The organism is Saccharopolyspora sp. NPDC047091 (assembly GCF_040643635.1).
Lineage (GTDB): Bacteria > Actinomycetota > Actinomycetes > Mycobacteriales > Pseudonocardiaceae > Saccharopolyspora_C.
Genome location: NZ_JBEYUS010000033.1, coordinates 36,149 through 54,356, shown reverse-complemented (window position 1 = coordinate 54,356; position 18,208 = coordinate 36,149). Strand labels below are relative to the sequence as shown.

Annotated in this window: 11 protein-coding genes and 1 pseudogene; 5 read left to right on the top strand and 7 right to left on the bottom strand. The window is 72.3% G+C overall.

Annotated elements, in window-relative coordinates; all coding sequences use genetic code 11:
* Positions 1 to 110: 110 nt before the first annotated feature.
* The gene (locus ABZ805_RS16425; protein ID WP_358440449.1) at positions 111 to 1,679 is read left to right on the top strand and encodes a hypothetical protein; all 1,569 of its coding nucleotides are present in this window, start codon (positions 111 to 113) and stop codon (positions 1,677 to 1,679) included.
* Here the strand turns inward: ABZ805_RS16425 and ABZ805_RS16420 are convergent.
* The 3 genes from ABZ805_RS16420 to ABZ805_RS16410 form a co-directional block, all read right to left on the bottom strand.
* The gene (locus tag ABZ805_RS16420; protein ID WP_358440446.1) at positions 1,651 to 2,379 is read right to left on the bottom strand and encodes a lysophospholipid acyltransferase family protein; all 729 of its coding nucleotides are present in this window, start codon (positions 2,377 to 2,379) and stop codon (positions 1,651 to 1,653) included. The genes ABZ805_RS16425 and ABZ805_RS16420 overlap by 29 nt on opposite strands.
* A gap of 171 nt (positions 2,380 to 2,550) precedes the next feature.
* The gene (locus tag ABZ805_RS16415; RefSeq protein ID WP_358440443.1) at positions 2,551 to 3,027 is read right to left on the bottom strand and encodes a (2Fe-2S)-binding protein; all 477 of its coding nucleotides are present in this window, start codon (positions 3,025 to 3,027) and stop codon (positions 2,551 to 2,553) included.
* A gap of 297 nt (positions 3,028 to 3,324) precedes the next feature.
* Positions 3,325 to 5,673 (bottom strand): molybdopterin cofactor-binding domain-containing protein, encoded by a 2,349-nt coding sequence (locus ABZ805_RS16410; RefSeq protein ID WP_358440440.1) that lies wholly within the window; start codon positions 5,671 to 5,673, stop codon positions 3,325 to 3,327.
* A 267-nt stretch (positions 5,674 to 5,940) separates the two neighbouring features.
* Here ABZ805_RS16410 and ABZ805_RS16405 point away from each other — a divergent pair, with 267 nt between their 5' ends.
* Complete coding sequence (locus ABZ805_RS16405) at positions 5,941 to 7,185, top strand: helix-turn-helix domain-containing protein (protein ID WP_358440437.1); 1,245 nt, start codon at positions 5,941 to 5,943, stop codon at positions 7,183 to 7,185.
* A gap of 138 nt (positions 7,186 to 7,323) precedes the next feature.
* Positions 7,324 to 7,422 (top strand): annotated as a pseudogene (locus ABZ805_RS16400) (transcriptional regulator); the annotation flags it as partial.
* Between the two features lie 93 nt (positions 7,423 to 7,515).
* Here the strand turns inward: ABZ805_RS16400 and ABZ805_RS16395 are convergent.
* The 4 genes from ABZ805_RS16395 to ABZ805_RS16380 form a co-directional block, all read right to left on the bottom strand.
* Positions 7,516 to 8,667: a sialidase family protein gene (locus ABZ805_RS16395; protein WP_358440434.1), complete on the bottom strand. Its 1,152-nt coding sequence runs from the start codon at positions 8,665 to 8,667 to the stop codon at positions 7,516 to 7,518.
* Between the two features lie 94 nt (positions 8,668 to 8,761).
* Positions 8,762 to 10,066: an enolase C-terminal domain-like protein gene (locus ABZ805_RS16390; protein ID WP_358440431.1), complete on the bottom strand. Its 1,305-nt coding sequence runs from the start codon at positions 10,064 to 10,066 to the stop codon at positions 8,762 to 8,764.
* Positions 10,067 to 10,175: 109 nt separating this feature from the next.
* Positions 10,176 to 10,871, bottom strand: coding sequence for a DJ-1/PfpI family protein (locus tag ABZ805_RS16385; RefSeq protein ID WP_358440429.1), 696 nt, complete (start codon positions 10,869 to 10,871; stop codon positions 10,176 to 10,178).
* 96 nt (positions 10,872 to 10,967) lie between these two features.
* On the bottom strand, positions 10,968 to 12,566 hold the full coding sequence (locus ABZ805_RS16380; protein WP_358440426.1) for a transposase: 1,599 nt from the start codon (positions 12,564 to 12,566) through the stop codon (positions 10,968 to 10,970).
* A 145-nt stretch (positions 12,567 to 12,711) separates the two neighbouring features.
* Between ABZ805_RS16380 and ABZ805_RS16375 the strand changes: the two genes are divergently transcribed.
* The gene (locus ABZ805_RS16375; RefSeq protein ID WP_358440423.1) at positions 12,712 to 15,321 is read left to right on the top strand and encodes a bifunctional FO biosynthesis protein CofGH; all 2,610 of its coding nucleotides are present in this window, start codon (positions 12,712 to 12,714) and stop codon (positions 15,319 to 15,321) included.
* A gap of 1,027 nt (positions 15,322 to 16,348) precedes the next feature.
* Positions 16,349 to 18,160: a sialidase gene (locus ABZ805_RS16370; RefSeq protein ID WP_358440421.1), complete on the top strand. Its 1,812-nt coding sequence runs from the start codon at positions 16,349 to 16,351 to the stop codon at positions 18,158 to 18,160.
* Positions 18,161 to 18,208: the final 48 nt, after the last annotated feature.

Sequence of the window (18,208 nt, the reverse complement as noted above, 5' to 3'; positions counted from 1 at the left end):
GCCCGGTGGTCCTTTCGGGAAACCGCTCTGCCCGAACGCTGCCCCCGGCACCCTTACGCGCGCCGGACCGCTCACGGAGGGTGGAGAACGACACCCATCGGAGGGCGACCGTGCGAGCAGAACGAGAACGCGAAGGAGCCGACCGGGCGAAGTCCTCCCGCCCCGCCGCCGGCAGGCGGGAGCCGCCTCCGCACCCCCGCGCGGTGGCGACGTCCGCAGCAGAAGTCCTGCACCTGCAGCACGCGGTGGGCAACCGGGCGGTCGCGCGGTCGCTCCAGCGCGTCTCGGAGGACGAGGCGGGGCAACCCGACGAACCCAGCACCTTCCTGCACCGGCCGCCGCGACACGGTCTCCGGGCGCTGGTCCCCGACTCGATCGCGGCGGGCCCGGTCAAGCGCGTGCTGCTGAAGCGGCTGAACAAGGGCCCGATGTTCAGCGATGCCGAGCTGCACGACCTGGCGCGGCAGGATCCGAAGTGGCTCGACGCGATCGGCACCGGCACCTACGACGAAGCCGTCGCCTACGCCGCGAAGGGGGAACACTACGACTGGCTGAGCCTGCCCCCCGGCAAGCGGTTGCTCGTCGCCGCCGTGAAGTGGCGCGGACCGCACGACCAGGGGACGGACAGCCCGGCGTTCACGCTGGGCAGGCAGCTCGACCTGCGCGGCGGCGGTGTCCCGGACGAGGAACGCGCGACGGTCGAGGGGCAGCGCGACGAGCAGATCCGGGAGCAGTTCGTCGACACCTTCGTCCCGGAGTTCGCGGACCAGGTCACCGACCGCACCGCCCTGGACAGGAACGCCCGGGCCAACATGATCTTGAGCAGGGTCTTCCTGATCCTCCAGAACGGCCTGAAGGTGTACGACCCGGAAGCCGCGCGGCACATCGACTACACCGACGGCGACGTCGCCAGGGCCTTGGCGCACGGCGGCCGGGTCACCATCCGCATCCCCGCATTGAACGGGGGGTCGGAGTCCGCCACCGCGCTGCCCGATTGGCTCGGCATCACCGAGAACGGGGTGAACGAGCACGAGTACGAGAAGAACCCCGACGGCTCGAAGGGCGCGAAGCTCGAGAAGCGCGACTTCGCCACCCACTACATGTCCATCCGCGGAACCGAGAAGTTCGAGGAACGCGGTGGCATGCTCGCCTCGCTGCGCAACCTCATCCCGCGCTTGGACGGCACGAAGAACGACCTCTGGGGCGTGGCGCTCGGCGCCGGCGGGATCGGCGGGCGCGACTTCAACGGTGACGTGATCATGCCCGACAACTCGCACGGCCACATGCTGCTCGTCTTCTCCCCACCCGGGCCCGACCAGGACGGGGCGTTGCAGGTCGGCTTGGAGACCATCGGTCCCGGCGGGGTCAGTCCGGTCGGCCACCGGCACGACTGGCGGTCCACGGAGGCGACGGCGAACCCCGAGTCCAGCTTCTTCGGCCACAAGAAGGAGAAGATCGGCGGCGGCAAGCTGAAGGACAACCAGCGCTACGTGCCGCTGGCGGAGCTCAGCCCTTCCGCGGGCATCGGCTGGAAGCAGTTCCTCGACGCGGTGAAGGCGAACTGGGAGGACCGCTTGATCGCCGCGGAGAACGACCCGGAGACGCGCCGGGAGCTCTACCGGCAGCTGGTCGGCAGGCGCGAGGGGCGGTTCACGCCGCAGGTGGCTCCACCGACCTGATCTCGGCGAGCTGCCCGGTGATCGCGGCCATGATGCGGTCGGTGGCCTCCCGCAGGACGGCCGCGGTGAGCGGCAGGCCGATCAGGTCGTCCAGCGGCACCGGCGGTCCGGCGGTCAGTTCGACCGGGGTGCGCCGGAACAGCCGGGGCGGACGGCGGCGCGGCAGCAACCGGTGGGTGCCCCAGTTCGCCAGCGGCACCACCGGCACCCCGGTGGCCAGCGCGACGCGGGCGATGCCGGTGCGCCCGCGCGCGGGCCAGTGCGCGGGATCGTCGGAGAACGTGCCCTCGGGGAAGAACACCACGCACTCGCCGTCCGCGGCCGCCCGCACCGCGTCCCGGTAGGCGTCCTGGGCGCGGGCCGTGCCGCGGTGCACCGGGATGTGCCCTCCGGAGCGCATCACCCGCCCCACCAGCGGAATCCGCCACAGGTCGGCGCGCGCCAGGTAGCGCGGGACGCGGCCGGCGGCGAGGCAGAACGCGGTGGCGGTGACGGGGTCGGCGAACGACAGGTGGTTGGTGGCCACCAGCACTCCGCCCGCGGGCAGGGTGCCGCGCAGCCGCAGCCGGGAGCTCAGCGCCAGCACCGGCCACACCAGGTCGATGGCCAGCCCGAACCAGCGTCCCCGGCCGCGGCGGGGGAATCGCCGCCCGAGCCGGACCGCGTCGCGCAGGCGGGCACTTCCCGAGATCAGTCGCACGAGGCCCATTCGTAGCCGACGCGGTCCCGGACTGGTCGGCGGCCCCGGTGCCCGGCCGCCCCGGCGCGGCCGCCCTGTCGCACGACGGCACCGTCGCGCGCGGCCGCACCGCCGCACGAGCGCCCCGCCCGACCGGATCGGCCGGACGGGGCGCCCGCACCCCGCGCCGGGTCACATGTTCTGCGCGCCCGCCTTGATGGCCTTGCGGATGCGGGTGTAGGTGCCGCACCGGCAGATGTTCCGGATCTCGTCGAGGTCCGCGTCGGTGATGTCGCGGCCTTCCTCGGTGACCTGCCGGACCTTCGCGACCGCCGCCATGATCTGGCCGGGCTGGCAGTAGCCGCACTGGGCGACGTCCTCGTCGAGCCACGCCTCCTGCATCGGGTGCAGGTCGCTGCCGACGGTGCCGGGCAGCCCTTCGATCGTGGTGACCTCGTCGTCGGGTCCGATGTCGCCGACCCGCACCGAGCACGGGTTGAACGCCTTGCCGTTGATGTGCGAGGTGCACGCCTTGCACACGTTGATGCCGCAGCCGTACTTCGGCCCGTAGAACCCGAGCACTTCGCGCAGCACCCACAGCAGCCGCACGTCGTCCTCGATGTCCACGGTCACGGTCTCGCCGTTGAGCCGAAAAGTGTGCTGTCCCATGCCGAAAGCTCCTCCCTCGTAGCGCCGTGCGCAGCCGAACCGAGCGCCCACCCACCCGCACGAACCAAGTCCCTGAAAAACTCGACCGAATTCCCCGGCGTTCACGCCGTCGTCCCGTCAGCGGCGAAGCCGCTGAGCAGCCGACCACCCGAGCAACTCGCACCGCAGCGGGTTCTCAGCTGCTTCCTCGCGAGGACAGCGCCTTCTCCTGTGGCGGAGCCACCGGTGAAAACGATCCCGCAGCGAGGAAGCAGCTGAGGTTCCGCCACCTCCCCCAAGCAACCGGACCAGACGGACTCAGTAAGCGAAGTCCAGGCCGTTGGTGGGGGATTGCGGGATGGGCGGCACCACCGGCTTCGGCTCGAAGCTGAGCGTGCCGTGGTTGATCGGGAAGCTCGTCGGCACCGTGCCGGTCGCCGCCCCGTAGGCGCAGGCCGTCGCGGCCATCGACGCGGGCACCCCGAATTCCCCTGCACCGCCCGGTTTTCCGGTGGTGGGCGGCATGATGATGACCCGCACGTCGGGCGGCGCGTTCCACTGCCGGGTGTAGAAGTAGTCGTCCCAGCTGCCTTCGAGGAAGGTGCCGTCCTTGAGGTGCAGGCTGGAGGTGAGCGCCTGCGCGATGCCGTCGGAGATGCCGCCCTGCATCTGCGCTTCCAGCCCGCGCGGGTTGAGCGCGAGGCCGGTGTCGACGGCGAGCACCACCTTCGTCACGCGCGGCCCGGTGACGGCGTCGCGGATCCGCCGGTTCACCGTCTCCGGCCGGCAGTCGATCTCCACGAGGACCGCGACGGCGCCCTTGTATTCCTTGTGCACGGCGATGCCCTGGGCGCACCCGTCCGGCATCGACCGGCCCCACTCCCCTTCGTCGGCGACCTTGTCGAGCACCGCGATGAGGCGTTCGTCGTCGAGGAAGGAGCGGCGGAACTCGTAGCGGTCCTTGCCCATCTTCGCGGCCAGCTGGTCGACGATGAGTTCCTGCGCGGTGCGCACGTCCGGGTTGAACAGGTTCCGGTTGGAGCCGGTGGGGAACGTGTCGTACTGCATGATCTCGTTGAGCAGCTGGGTGGTGACGCCGAACTTGTATGGCACGCCGACGGTCAGCTCGAACACCGGCACCGAGAACGCGGCGAAGTTGCCGAGTCCCAGCGGGGGCAGCCGGGCGGCGACGGAGGTGATGGCCTCGGCGAAGCCCATCGTGTAGTCGGTGGCGATGCTGGTGTGCCGCTGCTCGAAGGTGAGCACCTTGTCCCCGACGTAGCTGGCGCGGATGCGGGAGGTGCACATCGGGTGGGTGCGGCCTTGGCGGCATTCGTCGGTGCGGTGCCACATGAGCTTGACGGGCTTGCCGAGCTCGCGGGAGATCTCCACGGCTTCGAGCACGACGTCGTTGAACATGCGCCTGCCGAACGCACCGCCGCCCTGCTGGACGTGCACGCTGACCGCTTCCTGCGGCAGGCCGAGCTTGGCGGCGACCTCCTGCTTGCACAGGATCGGCGATTGCAGGCAGGACCAGACCTCGGCGCTGCCGGGCCGCACGTCAGCGACGGCGGTGTTCGGTTCCAGCGCGGCGTTGTTGCGGAAGTGGAAGGTGAATTCGCCCTCCACAGTGGACCCGGTGTCCGGCACGACGAGCGGGATCTCGGAGGCCTTGATCTTCTCCAGGACCGTCTCGTCGGATTCGCCGTCGACGCTGCCGGGTTCCCAGTTCACCTGCAACGCGCGGACCGCGTCGATGCACTGGCCGAAGGTGCGGGCGCGCACCGCGACCCCGGTGGAGATCATCACGACGTCGGTGACGCCGGGCATGCCGCGCACCGCGTCGAGGTTCACCACCGATTCGGGCCCGCCCTTGACCGTCGGCGGGCGGCACACCATCGTCGGCAGCGCGTCGGGGATGTCCAGGTCCATGCTGAACTTCTTGCGGCCGGTGACGGCCTCGCGGGCGTCGACCCGGTTGTGCGGTTTGCCGAGGACGCGGAACTCGCTCTCGGGCTTGAGCACGGCCTCGACCTGCCGGGTGACGTCGCTGGCGGCCTTCTCCGCGAGCTCGCCGTAGGGCAGCTGGGTGCCCGCGACCGAGGTGATCAGGCCGAGCTTGCTGGTGAGCAGCCCGACGGGTTCGCCGAGCTCGTTCGCGGCGGCCTGCAGCAGCCTGCCGCGCGCGATGGCGGCGGCGACCCGGATCGGGGTGAACATGGAGATCGCCGTGTTGGAACCGGCGGTGAACTGGTTGAACAGCAGCTCGGGGCGGGCGTCGGCCAGGGACACCCGGACCTTCTCCACCGGCAGGTCCAGCTCCTCCGCGATGATCATCGCGGCCATGGTGGTGATGCCCTGCCCGCTCTCGGTGCGCGGCATCTCGAAGGAGGCGGTGCCGTCCTCGTGCACCTGCACCGAGATGAGGTTCGAGGTGGGCAGCGCCGACTCGGTGAGCAGGTCGTTGAGGTCGAGGATGTCGGAGGGTTCCGGCAGCGCGGCCTGCGCGGTCGCCGGGTCGGCGAGCTGGCCGAGCTGCGCGGCGGCGGCCACGGTGGGAGCCGCCAGCAGCAGGCCGAGGAACCGGCGGCGGTCGAGACCGGTGGCCCCGGGGTCGGGGCTGTCCAGCCGAGGCGTGCGGCCCGGCTGCGGTGTGCGCTGTTCCATCGCGTTCCTTCCGCCGCCTCCCCGTGCGGCGGGGACGGCGATCGATCGACGTTGATCGGTGGTGGGATCGGAGTCCCATCCTGATCAGCGTCGGCCCGCGGATCGAGGGCGTTCCGCCCATCGATCTCCACCGGATCTTGTGCGGATTGCCAGCGCGCACGCCGCCGGATGGCGCAACGAGTGCTCGCACGACCGGTGGACTTGCCGTGATCCGGAAACTACCCTGCCTCGAACGGTGCTCCCGGCAGCCGCAAAGGAGCGGAGCTCATGGCCGACGAATCCACCGCGGAACAGCCAGGTCAGGACTTCGGCGACGGGGAACTGCGGATGCTCGCGGGGCTGGCGCGGACCTCGCTGACGCGGGTTCCGGGCCTCGCCGACGCGCTCGTGGACCAGACGTGGGGTTCGGTGTACACCCCGGACGGGCCGGTCGCCAAGGACGACCTGTGGCGCTCCTGCCGGGACAACATCCACGGCATGCTGACCACGCTGACCGGCACCGGGCCCGCGTTGCCCGACCTGCTGGGACCGGCGCGCAGCACCGGGATGCGCCGGGCGCAGCAGCACTGCCCGCTGGACTGGGTGCTGCACGCGTGGCGGCTCAGCGGCCAAGTGCTGTGGGCGGACATGGCCGAGCACGCGGGCGCGCACGACCCGCGGCGGTTGCAGGAGCTGGTCGGCTCGGCCGGGGAGCTGTGGGGCGTCACCGAGCGGTTCTCCATCGAGATGGCGCTGAGCTACCACTCCGCGGAGCAGGAGCTGCAGGGCGGCGCGGAACTCCGCACCACGATGATCATGGACGCGTTGCTGGACGGCCGGGCCGCCGAGGTGCGCGGCGAGGCCGAGCACCTGCTCGGGCTGGGGCGCGGCAAGCGGTTCGTGGTGGCCGTCGCCGAGACGTCCGGGGAACGTCCCGCCTCGCCGCGCGAGCTCGCCGACGGGTTGCGGCGCCGCGGTCTGGACTCCACGTGGCGGCTGCGCACCGGCTGCCAGGTCGGGATCATCGCCGTCGGCGACGGCCAGCCCGCCGAGATCGCGACCGCGCTGCGCGAACGCGCGGTGGCGCGCATCGGGGTGTCCCAATCGCTGTCGGCGCTGATGGAGGTCGGTGCCGGGTACCGGATGGCGATGCTGGCGATGACGACGCTGCCCGCGCACCGGCCGGGCGCGGTGTCGCTGGACGAATGCCTGCCCGACGCGCTCGCGCTGAGCTCGCCCGAGCTGGCGGACCGGATGGTGCTGGTGACGTTCGGCCCGGTGCTCGCGCTGCCCACCGCCGAGCGGGAGGAGCTGCTGCACACGGTGTCGGTGTGGATCCGGTCGCTCGGCTCGACGCTGCGGGCGGCGAAATCGCTGTACTGCCACCGGAACACGGTGCTCAACCGGCTGCGGCGGATGGAGTCGCTGACCCACCTGGACCTCAGCGACGTGACGGTGTGGCCGCAGATCCTGCTGGCGCTGTCCATCCTCCGCCGCGAAGGCCGCCTCCCCGCCGAACCCGACATCCCCTGACGCGCACCGCCCGGGTGCCGCAGGCCCCGGCGCGCGCCGATCAGCGCCCCGGGCCGGTCGTTCCCCTACCGCGTTCGTCAGCTCCCGCCGCACGCGGCTCGGCCCCGCCGAACCGGGCGTGCGCTCCGCGGGCGCCACCGGGTTCCTGGGTTGCGGCGGGAGGAGGTCGCGCAGGCCGCCGGGATCCGCGTGGACTACCGCGTCCGGCTGGAGCAGGGCCCGGAGCACCGACCCTCCGACCTGCACCGAACCGAACCGGCGCGCTGCGCGGCGGTGTTCGCGAAGTGGGCGGCGGACCTGCCGACGACGTGGTCCTCCGGTGCTCGCCGGTCAGAGGTCTCCGGTCGCGAAGTAGGCCTTGCAGGCACCCCCGTCGTCGTAGTCGGTGGCGATCTCCAGGATCCGGTCCTCGCCGACCGGCAGCAGCGAGGAGCTGTAGTTCGGGCACGGGTCGTCGCGCGCCGCCGGAACCTCGACGGGTGCGGGGATCGCGGTGGGCGTGCTCGATCCCGGCCGGTCGGTGACGAACAGCGTCGCCCCGTTTCCCTCGGCGACGGTCCCGTCGGCGTGCTTGAGCTCCTGCCCGACGGTGACGACCTTCCCGTCCGGCGTCACGGTGATCTTCGGCGCGTGCGCGAAGAACCGCCCGTCCTCGGTCGCGAGCAGCGTGCCGTGCGCGGCCGGGTCGCCCCAGTCCGAGCCGTCGTCGGAGAGCCGGAAGTAGGCGGCGCAGTGGTAGGGGTCGCCACCGCCGCAGATCTCGTAGGACAGGTAGTAGCGCCCGTCCGGCAGCGGTCGCACCACCGCCATCCCGGGCCGCAGGTCACCTTCCGGGACCTGCACCACGGGTTCCGGCGCGCTCCAGTTCACGCCGTCGGTGGAGGTGGTGCGGTGCAGCACCTGGCTGTGCCCGGGCTGGTTCTCGTCGGCGTAGTAGCAGCCGAGGGTTCCGGCGGAGTCCACGGCCAGCTCGGGTTCCCACATGCCGCCGGTGCCGGTACCGGTCGCGCAGGTCGACAGCTGCGTCCAGCTGCGGCCGCGGTCCCGGCTTTCGAACACCGGCAGCCGCATCCGCCGGTCGGTCTCCTGGTCGGCGCCCGCGCTGCCCGTCCACAGCAGGGTGCCTTCCGGCAGATCTCCCACCGCGCCGGGCAGTTCCAGCAGGGAACCGCAGCACAGGCCTTCGCCGAAGCCGTCGTCGGTGATGCGGCCGACCTCGTCGAAGGTGGCGCCGTCGTCGGTGCTCTCGTAGATCGGCACCGAACCGCCGCCGGAGCCGAAGCTGACCGTCGCCGTCAGCACCGCCCCGTTCTCCTCGCCGGCGTGTGCCAACCGGACGGTGGTCGGGTAGTAGGCCACATCCGCGGACAGCGGGGTCCCGGTCGCCGCCGGTTCCGCGCCCTCCCCCGCCGCCGTGGCGGGCAGCACCATCGCCACCAGCGCTCCGCACAGCATCGACATCCCCGGTCTCGCACGCCGCATCGGTTCCCCTTCCGCCCAGCCCGCGTCGATGATCAGGGGAAGTCTGCCCGTTCCGGGCGGTTCGCGGTAGCCGCCGACCGTGGCGGCCGCGCGCTCACCGGTCCGCCCACGCCGGGCCGTCCGGGAACCGGAAGCGGTGCAGCGACTCGGGCAGGACGCGCGCGCTGTAGCCCGGTTCCTCCGGCGGCAGGTAGCGGTCGCCGCGCAGCCGCACCGGGTCGGCGAAGTGCTCGTGCAGGTGGTCCACGTACTCCACCACCCGGCCGTCCAGCGAGCCGCTCACCGCCACGAAGTCGAAGATCGACAGGTGTTGCACCAGCTCGCACAACCCCACACCGCCTGCGTGCGGGCACACCGGCACCCCGCGCGCCGCGGCCAGCAGCAGCACCGCGACGGCCTCGTTGACCCCGGCGAGCCGGCACGCGTCGAGCTGGCAGACGCCGATCGCCTCCGCTTGCAGGAACTGCTTGAACATGACCGCGTTGTGCGCGTGCTCGCCGGTCGCGACGCGGGTGGGGGCGATGGCGCGCTGGATCGCAGCGTGCCCGAGCACGTCGTCGGGGCTGGTGGGCTCCTCGAACCAGTGGATGTCGTGCTCGGCGAGGCCGCGGTGCCAGCGGATCGCGTCCGCCACCCCGAGGGTCTGGTTCGCGTCGATCATGAGGCGGCGGTGCGGCCCGAGCTCCTCGCGGGCGATGCGGCAGCGCCGCCGGTCGTCGTCCAGGTCCGCGCCGACCTTCAGCTTCACCGAGTCCCAGCCCGCGGCGACCGCGTCCCGGCACAGCCGCCGCAGCTTCTCGTCGTCGTAGCCGAGCCAGCCCGCGCTCGTGGTGTAGGCCGGGTAGCCGTGCTCCCGGATGCGCCGTTCCCGTTCGACGCGGCCGGGTTCGGCGCGGCGCAGCAGGTCCAGGGCCGCCGCCGGGCTCAGCTCGTCGCGCAGGTAGCGCCAGTCCACCAGGTCCACGATGCGTTCCGGCGGCAGGTCGGCCAGCAGCTTCCACACCGGCTTGCCCGCGAGCTTCGCCGCCAGGTCCCACACCGCGTTCACCACGGCGGCCGTCGCCAGGTGCAGCACCCCCTTGTCGGGGCCGAGCCAGCGCAGCTGGCTGTCGGCGGCCAGGTGCCGGGCGAACCCGCCGAGGTCCGCGGCGATCTCCTCCACCGGTAGCCCGCGGGTCCGGCGGGCGACGGCCTCCACGGCGGCGACGACGAGGTCGTTGCCGCGGCCGATGGTGAAGGTGAACCCGTGGCCTTCGGGGGCCTGCGGGTGGTCGGTGCGCAGCACCAGGTAGGCCGCCGAGTAGTCCGGAGCCGGGTTCATCGCGTCGGAGCCGTCGAGCTCCCGCGAGGTGGGGAACCGCAGGTCCACGGTCTCGAAGTCCAGGATGCGGGCGGTCATCGGCGGCTCCTCGCTGCGGCGGCTCCGCTCCGAACCCACCAGACGGCGCTGGCGCGCGCAAGGAGGAATCCCGTTGCCCCGCGCGGGATTCCTCCATCCGGACCTGCGGTCAGCCCGGGCGGCCGACGCGTTCGACCGCGGCGACCAGCGCGGTGCCCGGTCCGGTCAGGAATTCGCGGAGCCGGCCGACCTGCTCCGGCCGCGCGCGCTCCGGCGTACCCGCGTCGAACGGCGGCGCCGGGTCGTACTCCAGGACGAGCTGCGCGAACTCGGCGGTCTCCGCGCCGAGCAGGCGGGCCACCAGGGTGAGCCCGAAGTCGATGCCCGCGGTGACGCCGCCGCCGGTGATCCGGTCGCCGTCCACGCACACCCGCTCGGCGGAGACCTCGACGCCGAGCCCGGCCAGCAGCTCCCGCGTCGCCCAGTGCGTCGCCGCCCGGTACCCGTCGAGCAGCCCGGCCGCGGCCAGCACCAGCGACCCGGTGCACACCGAGCAGACGTACCCCGCGGTGCGGCCGCGGTCGGCGAGGAACTCCAGCACCGCCGCGTCGGACAGCAGGGCGCCGACGTCCCCGCCCGGCACGAACAGCACGTCCACCTCGGCCGGGCAGTCCGCGAAGGTGGCCGTCGGCTCGATGCGCGCCCCGCTGTCGCAGCGCACCGGGTCCGGCGTCGCCCCGACCAGCGACACCTGCATGCCCGCCGCGGTGAACACCGCCTGCGGGCCGACCAGGTCGAGCAGCGTCATCCCGTCGAACACCAGCATCGCGGCGGTGGGGGCGGGTGCGCCCGGGTTCTCGGTCATCAGTCCTCCGTAGTCCGGTCCGATGACCTCACGCTAGGAGTGATCGACTTCCCGGGACCGCGGGAAAACGGCCATGTTCCGCCGGATTCCGGCCGCTCACCGCCTGCGCGGCGCGGCGCGGTCCAGGTCGAACAGGTCGTAGAGGCGCTGCTGCACCTCGGTGCGGTCGGTGATCACCCGGCGGGTGCGCGGCCTGCCCCCGGTCGACGGGTAGCGCAGCACCGTCTCCTGGATGCCCGCGAGCTGCTCGAACATCTCCCGCACCGACAGGTCCAGCCCGGCCTGGTTGGCCTCCTGCCGCATCAGGTGCAGCACCGACACGGCCAGCACCGAGATCATCCGGTCCACCGCGATCCGCTCCGCGTCCGCCCGCCCGCGCGCCTGCGGGCCGCGGAGCCTGCCGAACGTGGAGTCCAGGTGGTAGCGGGCGCGGTAGGCGGTGATCACCTCGGCGGCGGACCACGAGTCCCGGTCGGTGACGAGCAGCTGCTTGCCGAAGAACTCCGCGGCCACCCGCCTGCGTGCCGCCGCGTCGATGTGCCAGCGCAGCCCCAGCTCCCCCGGCGCCGACCCCTGCAACGAGGTCACCAGCACCCGGTCCAGCCAGCGCACCCGGGTGATCCGGGAGATCTCCGCGAGCACGTGGTCCCGGGACCGCCGGTTGTCCCCCGCGGCGAGCGCCTCGGCGAGCCCGTCGAGCCGCCGCGCCGCTTGGCCGAGCGCCTCGGTGAACCCGCGGGCCTGCGCCGCGTGCAGCGTCTCCGAGTGGGTCAGCAGCACCCGCCTGCTCACCCCGTCCACCACCGCCCGGGTGTCCAGCACCGTCAACCCCGGCAGCCGCCGCGGATCGACCGGGCGCCGCGCCGTCGGCGGGTGCCCCAGCAGCTCCGGGTGGTCGCCGGGCAGCAGGCCGCCGACGAAGCCCAGTTCCGCGTCCGGGTGCGCGTGCGGATGGGTGCCCGCGTCGTGCACCACGGTGATCTCGCCGGTGCCCGCCCGCTCCCGGTGCCGTTCGGCGAGGCGCTGCGCCAGCTCCCCGTACGGCGCGCGGTCGGCCCGGCCGCACAGGTGGTCCTGGGTGAGCAGCGGGATGGTGCCGTCCCTGCTGACCAGCACGCCCATCCCGGCCGGTTCGCCGCGGTCCGGCGCGGTCGGCGAGCTCAGGTGCGGGACGTCCACGACCAGCGCGGGCAGCACGTCCGGGGCGCCGAGCTGGTCGCGCACCGCGGCGGCCACCCCGAACTCCACCTCGCGGCGCTGCTCCGGGCCGATCTTGCGCAGCGCGCGGCGCATCCGGCCCGGTTCCCACAGCTGCGCGGGCGGCTCGGGGCGGATCAGCCGGGACACCTCGGGCCACCACCGCGCCGGTTCCCGGTCCGCGGTGGCCCGGTGCAGCACCGCCAGCGCCACCACGGTGCCCGCGGAGACCGCGGCGCGCTGCCTGCCGACGGCCGCGTCCACGATTCCGGCCAGGTCCAGCCGCCGGATCGCGCCCCACACCGCGGCGACCTCGCCGAACGCGAGGTGCCGGGTGTGCTCGGGTTCGGCGGCGACCCGGTCCACCGCGGCCGCCACGTCCTCGGCGGTCCCGAGGTAGCGCTGGGACACGACCCGCGGCTTCCCGCCCACCCGCGCGGACTCCACCGCGTAGTAGTAGGTGCGGCCCCCGATCCGCTTGCCGACGATCGAAGCCATGCTTTAGGTAATACACGCGGCCACGGCCTCCCACAACCGGATGTGAGCCGCTGATCAGGCACGACACCCCCGGTGACGGCGCGGTGACCGGTGGCCGCGTTCGTGTACTGGCGAGCCCCGGCGCGCGCCGCTTAGCGTTCCCCGCATGGCTTCCGATGACGTTCCCACCACCGCGGCCGCTCCGAACGCCTCCGCGATGCGCCGCGCCCTCGCCCGCGCGCGGGACGGCAAGGCGCTCGACCACGACGAGGTCACCGTGCTGCTGCAGGCGCGGGACGCCGACCTGGACCGGCTGGCCGAGTACGCGGCCCGCACCCGCGACGCCGGGCTGCGCGACGTGGGCCGCGAGGGCGTCATCACCTACAGCCGCAAGGTGTTCATCCCGCTGACCCGGTTGTGCCGGGACCGCTGCGGGTACTGCACGTTCGTCACCGTGCCGGGCCGCGTCGAATCGCCCTACCTGTCGCCCGACGAGGTCCTCGACATCGCCCGCAAGGGCGCGGCGATGGGCTGCAAGGAAGCGCTGTTCACCCTCGGCGACCGCCCGGAGGACCGGTGGACGGCGGCGCGCGACTGGCTCGACGCGCACGGCTACGACGACACGCTGTCCTACGTGCGGGCGATGGCGATCCGGGTGCTGGAGGAGACCGGCCTGCTGCCGCACCTGAACCCGGGCGTGATGAGCTGGCAGGAGCTGCAGCGGCTCAAGCCGGTGGCGCCGTCCATGGGCATGATGCTGGAGACCACCGCCGCCCGGTTGTTCACCGAGAAGGGCGGCCCGCACTTCGGCTCCCCCGACAAGGATCCCGAGGTGCGGCTGCGCGTCCTGGAGGACGCCGGTCGCACCACCGTGCCGTTCACCACCGGCATCCTCATCGGCATCGGCGAGGACCACGGCGAGCGCGCCGACGCGATCTTCGCGATCCGCAAGGCGGCCCGCGCCTACGGCGGCATCCAGGAGGTGATCGTGCAGAACTTCCGCGCCAAGCCGGACACGAAGATGCGCGCCACCCCCGACGCCGACCTGCAAGAACTGGCCGCCACCATCGCGGTCACCAGGATCGTGCTCGGCCCGAAGATGCGGGTGCAGGCGCCGCCGAACCTCATCGGCGACGAGTACGCGCTGATGATCCGCGCCGGCATCGACGACTGGGGCGGGGTGTCGCCGCTGACCCCGGACCACGTGAACCCGGAGCGCGAGTGGCCGCAGATCGACGAGCTGGCGCGGCTCACCGAGCAGGCCGGGTTCCGGCTGCGCGAGCGCCTCACCATCTACCCCGAGTACGTGCAGGCAGGCGAGCCGTGGCTCGACCCGCGGCTGAACGCGCACGTCGCCGCGCTCGCCGACCCGGACACCGGCCTCGCCAAGGAAGGCGCGCAGCCGACCGGCATCACCTGGCAGGAACCGGACGGCGGCTGGCAGAACCTCGCGGGCAGCGGGCGCACCGACCTGCACGTGGAGGTGGACACGGTCGGGCGCACCGGCGACCGGCGCAGCGACTTCGACTCGGTCTACGGCGACTGGGGCGAACTGGCCGAGCGGGTGCCGAGCGCGCCGCGCCGGATGGACTCCGACGTGCGGGCCGCGCTGCAGCGCGCCGAGCAGGACCCGGCGAACCTGCCGACCGAGGACGCGCTGGCGCTGCTGCACGCCGACGGCGCCGACCTGGACGCGGTGACGGCGCTCGCCGACGGGCTGCGCCGGGACGCGGTCGGTGACGACGTGACGTTCGTGGTCACCAGGAACATCAACTTCACGAACGTCTGCTACACCGGCTGCCGGTTCTGCGCGTTCGCGCAGCGGCGCACCGACGCGGACGCCTACACGCTGTCGCTGTCCCAGGTCGGCGACCGGGTGGACCAGGCGTGGGAGGCGGGCGCGACGGAGATCTGCATGCAGGGCGGCATCCACCCGGACCTGCCCGGCACCGCCTACTTCGACCTGGCCGCCGAGGTGAAGCGGCGGCAGCCCGGCATCCACCTGCACTCCTACAGCCCGATGGAGGTCGTCAACGGGGCGTCCCGCACGAACCTGTCCATCCGGGACTGGCTGACCCGCGCGCACGAGTCCGGTGTGGACTCGTTGCCGGGCACCGCCGCGGAGATCCTCGACGACGACGTGCGCTGGGTGCTCACCAAGGGCAAGCTGCCCACCTCCAGCTGGATCGAAGTGGTCGGCACCGCGCACGAGCTCGGCATCCCCACCACCTCCACGATGATGTACGGGCACGTGGACACCCCGGAGCACTGGGTCGGGCACATCAAGCTCATCGGCGAGTTGCAGCGGAAAACCCTGGAGAAGACCGGGAAGCGCGGGTTCACCGAGTTCGTGCTGCTGCCGTTCATCCACCAGAACTCGCCGATCTACCTGGCGGGGCTGGCACGGGCGGGCACCACGCCGCGGGAGAACCGGGCGGTGCACGCGGTGGCGCGCATCCTGCTGCACGGGCTGATCGACAACATCCAGTGCTCGTGGGTGAAGCTCGGCGTGGACGGCTGCCGGGACGTGCTCGCGGGCGGCGTGAACGACCTGGGCGGCACGCTGATGGAGGAGACGATCAGCAGGATGGCCGGTGCCGACAACGGTTCCTTCAAGACGATCAGCGACCTGGCGGAGCTGGTGGCGCCGACCGGGCGTCCGCTGCGGCAGCGCACCAGCCTGTACGGCAGGCCGGACGCGGAGCGCGTCGCGGCGGCCGCGGCCAGCGACGGGGTGACGCCGGCGGTGCGCCGGTCGCTGCCGATCCTGAGCTGAGCGAGCTCCGGACGGGGCCGGTCGCGCACGCGCGGTCGGCCCCGTCGTTCGTTCCGGGGTGTCCTGCATGTGTCCGGGGTGTCCCGGGATATCCGAGGTATCGGGGTGTCGGGGCGTCGGGGCGTCGGGGAACGCGGAATCGCCGGGCCCTCCGCCCGGGGTGTTCCGGAACGACCGGCGGGTTTCCCGACCGCACGGGACATCCGGTGAACACGGGTCGCGGATCGCGCGAGAACGCCGACTGCGACCGGACGACGGACCACGAACGGTCTCGCCCGGTCTCGCCGATTCGCCATTTCCGAGCGCGCGCGAGCGCCTTTTGTCAATTCCGCTGTCGATTTCTCGCCAAGCGGGTCGCGCGGCCGCCCGACGACGTCCGCCCGCTGCGGCGCCGGACCGGGGAGCGCCCCACGCGCATCCCGCTCCGCACCGCTGTGACCTGCTGGTGAGCGTGGCGACCACGGGTCCACCCGAGCCGGTGGGTGGACCGCGGCCGATCGCATCACCGCTCTCCGCCGGCATCGCCCGGGAGACCAGGAGAGCCCTTCGGAACCGATTCCGACGACGAGCACCGGTGAGTTAACAACACGGCAATCCCGGGGTCAAGTTCCGATCCGACGATCCGGGCGGAACTCCTTTTCCCATTCACATCTCCGGGAATTCCCGGATCGATCTCCGGTCTTGACTTTCGGACGCCGGGCCGCAGAATCATGGGAGCGTTCTCCCGGGAGCGGCCACCCCACGGGCCACCCGCGAGCGACGACGAGCCGGACGAGTCCCGCGCGGACCGCCACCAGGCGGCGACCGCCGAACCCGTTGGACACGCCCTCGTCGGAAAGGCTCGCCATGCCGCTCCCCGTCGCGCAGGCCCCGCCGCGCTGACGTCCTGCGATCTCCCGCCGCCCGTTCGGGCCGCGGGCGCACCCCGCCACCGGAGGAAGGAGCCGACGACACCGCACATCTCCGCGCACCAAGGATTCAACCCGCGAGGGGTCGCAGACCCCCGCCACGTCAGACAGGCAGCAGCATGAAGATCTTCGGTAGAACCGAGACTCGCCCGCGGCAGGCGGTGTTGGCGCTGGCGACGGCGTCGGCCGTGGCCGCCGGGCTCGTCACCGTCACCGCCGCGGGGGCAGAGCCGCAGGCTCCGGCGCCGCAACCGGCGCAGGCGGTGCGCGACACCGACCCGAAGAACCCGGACCTCGGGCCCAACACCTACATCGCCACCCCGTCCACTCCCGCGGGCGAGTTGCAGGGCAAGCTCGACGAGATCGCCGAGCGCCAGCACACCAACCAGTTCGGCCCGGAACGCGACGCCGTCCTGTTCCAGCCCGGCGACTACTCGGCCGATGTGAACCTGGGCTTCAACACCCAGGTCGCCGGTCTGGGCATGTCGCCCGACGACGTGAACCTGAACGGTCACGTCCGGGTCGAGGCGGACTGGCTGGGCGAGGGCAACGCCACGCAGAACTTCTGGCGCACCGCGGAGAACCTCTCGGTCACGCCGCCCGACGGCGAGATCGAGCGCTGGGCCGTGTCCCAGGCCGCTCCGTACCGCCGGATGCACATGCGCGGTCAGATGCAGCTGTGGAACGGGTACGACGGCTGGGCCAGCGGCGGCTACATCGCCGACTCCAAGATCGACGGCCTGGTCGAGTCCGGTTCGCAGCAGCAGTTCCTCACCCGCAACAGCGAACTGGCCGGTGGCTGGGACGGTTCGGTGTGGAACATGATGTTCACCGGCACCGTCGGCGCTCCCGAGCAGCACTTCCCGGACCCGTCGCACACCAACGTGCCGGAAACCCCGAAGCTGCGGGAGAAGCCGTTCCTGAACATCGGCGAGGACGGCAACTACAACGTGTTCGTGCCCGCGCTGCGGGAGAACACCCAAGGGGTCAGCTGGGCGAACGGCGCACCGGAAGGTGAGCAGATCTCGCTGGCGGACTTCTACGTCGCCAAGGAGGGCGACAACGCCGCGACGATCAACGCGGCGCTGGCCGAGGGCAAGAACCTGCTGTTCACCCCCGGTGTCTACCACCTCGACGACACCATCAAGGTCGACAACCCGGACACCGTAGTGCTCGGCATCGGCATGGCCTCGCTCGTCCCCGACACCGGCAAGCCCGCGGTGTCGGTGGCCGATGTGGACGGTGTGAAGCTGGCCGGGCTGTTCATCGACGCCGGTGAGCAGAACTCGCCGTCGCTGATGACCCTCGGCGAGGAAGGCGCGGACAAGAGCCACGCGGAGAACCCGACGCAGCTCTCGGACGTGTTCTTCCGGATCGGCGGCCCCGGCGTGGGCAAGGCGACCAACACCCTCACCATCAACAGCAACGACGTGCTGCTCGACCACTCGTGGATGTGGCGCGCCGACCACGGCGACGGTGTCGGCTGGGACGTCAACACCGCCGAGACCGGGCTCATCGTGAACGGCGACAACGTCACCGCGCACGGCCTGTTCGTGGAGCACTACCAGAAGAACAACGTGGTGTGGAACGGCAACGGCGGCCGCACCTACTTCTTCCAGAACGAGTTCCCCTACGACCCGCCGGACCAGGCGGCGTGGGGCGGCGACGGCGGCTGGGCGGCCTACAAGGTCGCCGACGGCGTCACCGACCACGAGGCGTGGGGCCTGGGTAGCTACTGCTTCTTCGACACGAACCCCGAGGTCACGGCCGCGCGTTCGTTCGAGGTTCCGGTGAACCCGGGCGTCAAGATGCACGACCTCGTGTCCGTCTCGCTGGGCGGCACGGGCACGATCGACAAGGTCATCAACGATCAGGGCGACACCGCCAACGGTGACAACCAGATCAGCTACGTCCCGGAGTACGGCGGCTGATCTCCCGCCCCCTCCGACCGGTGCCCGGGTGCGCGATCCGCACCCGGG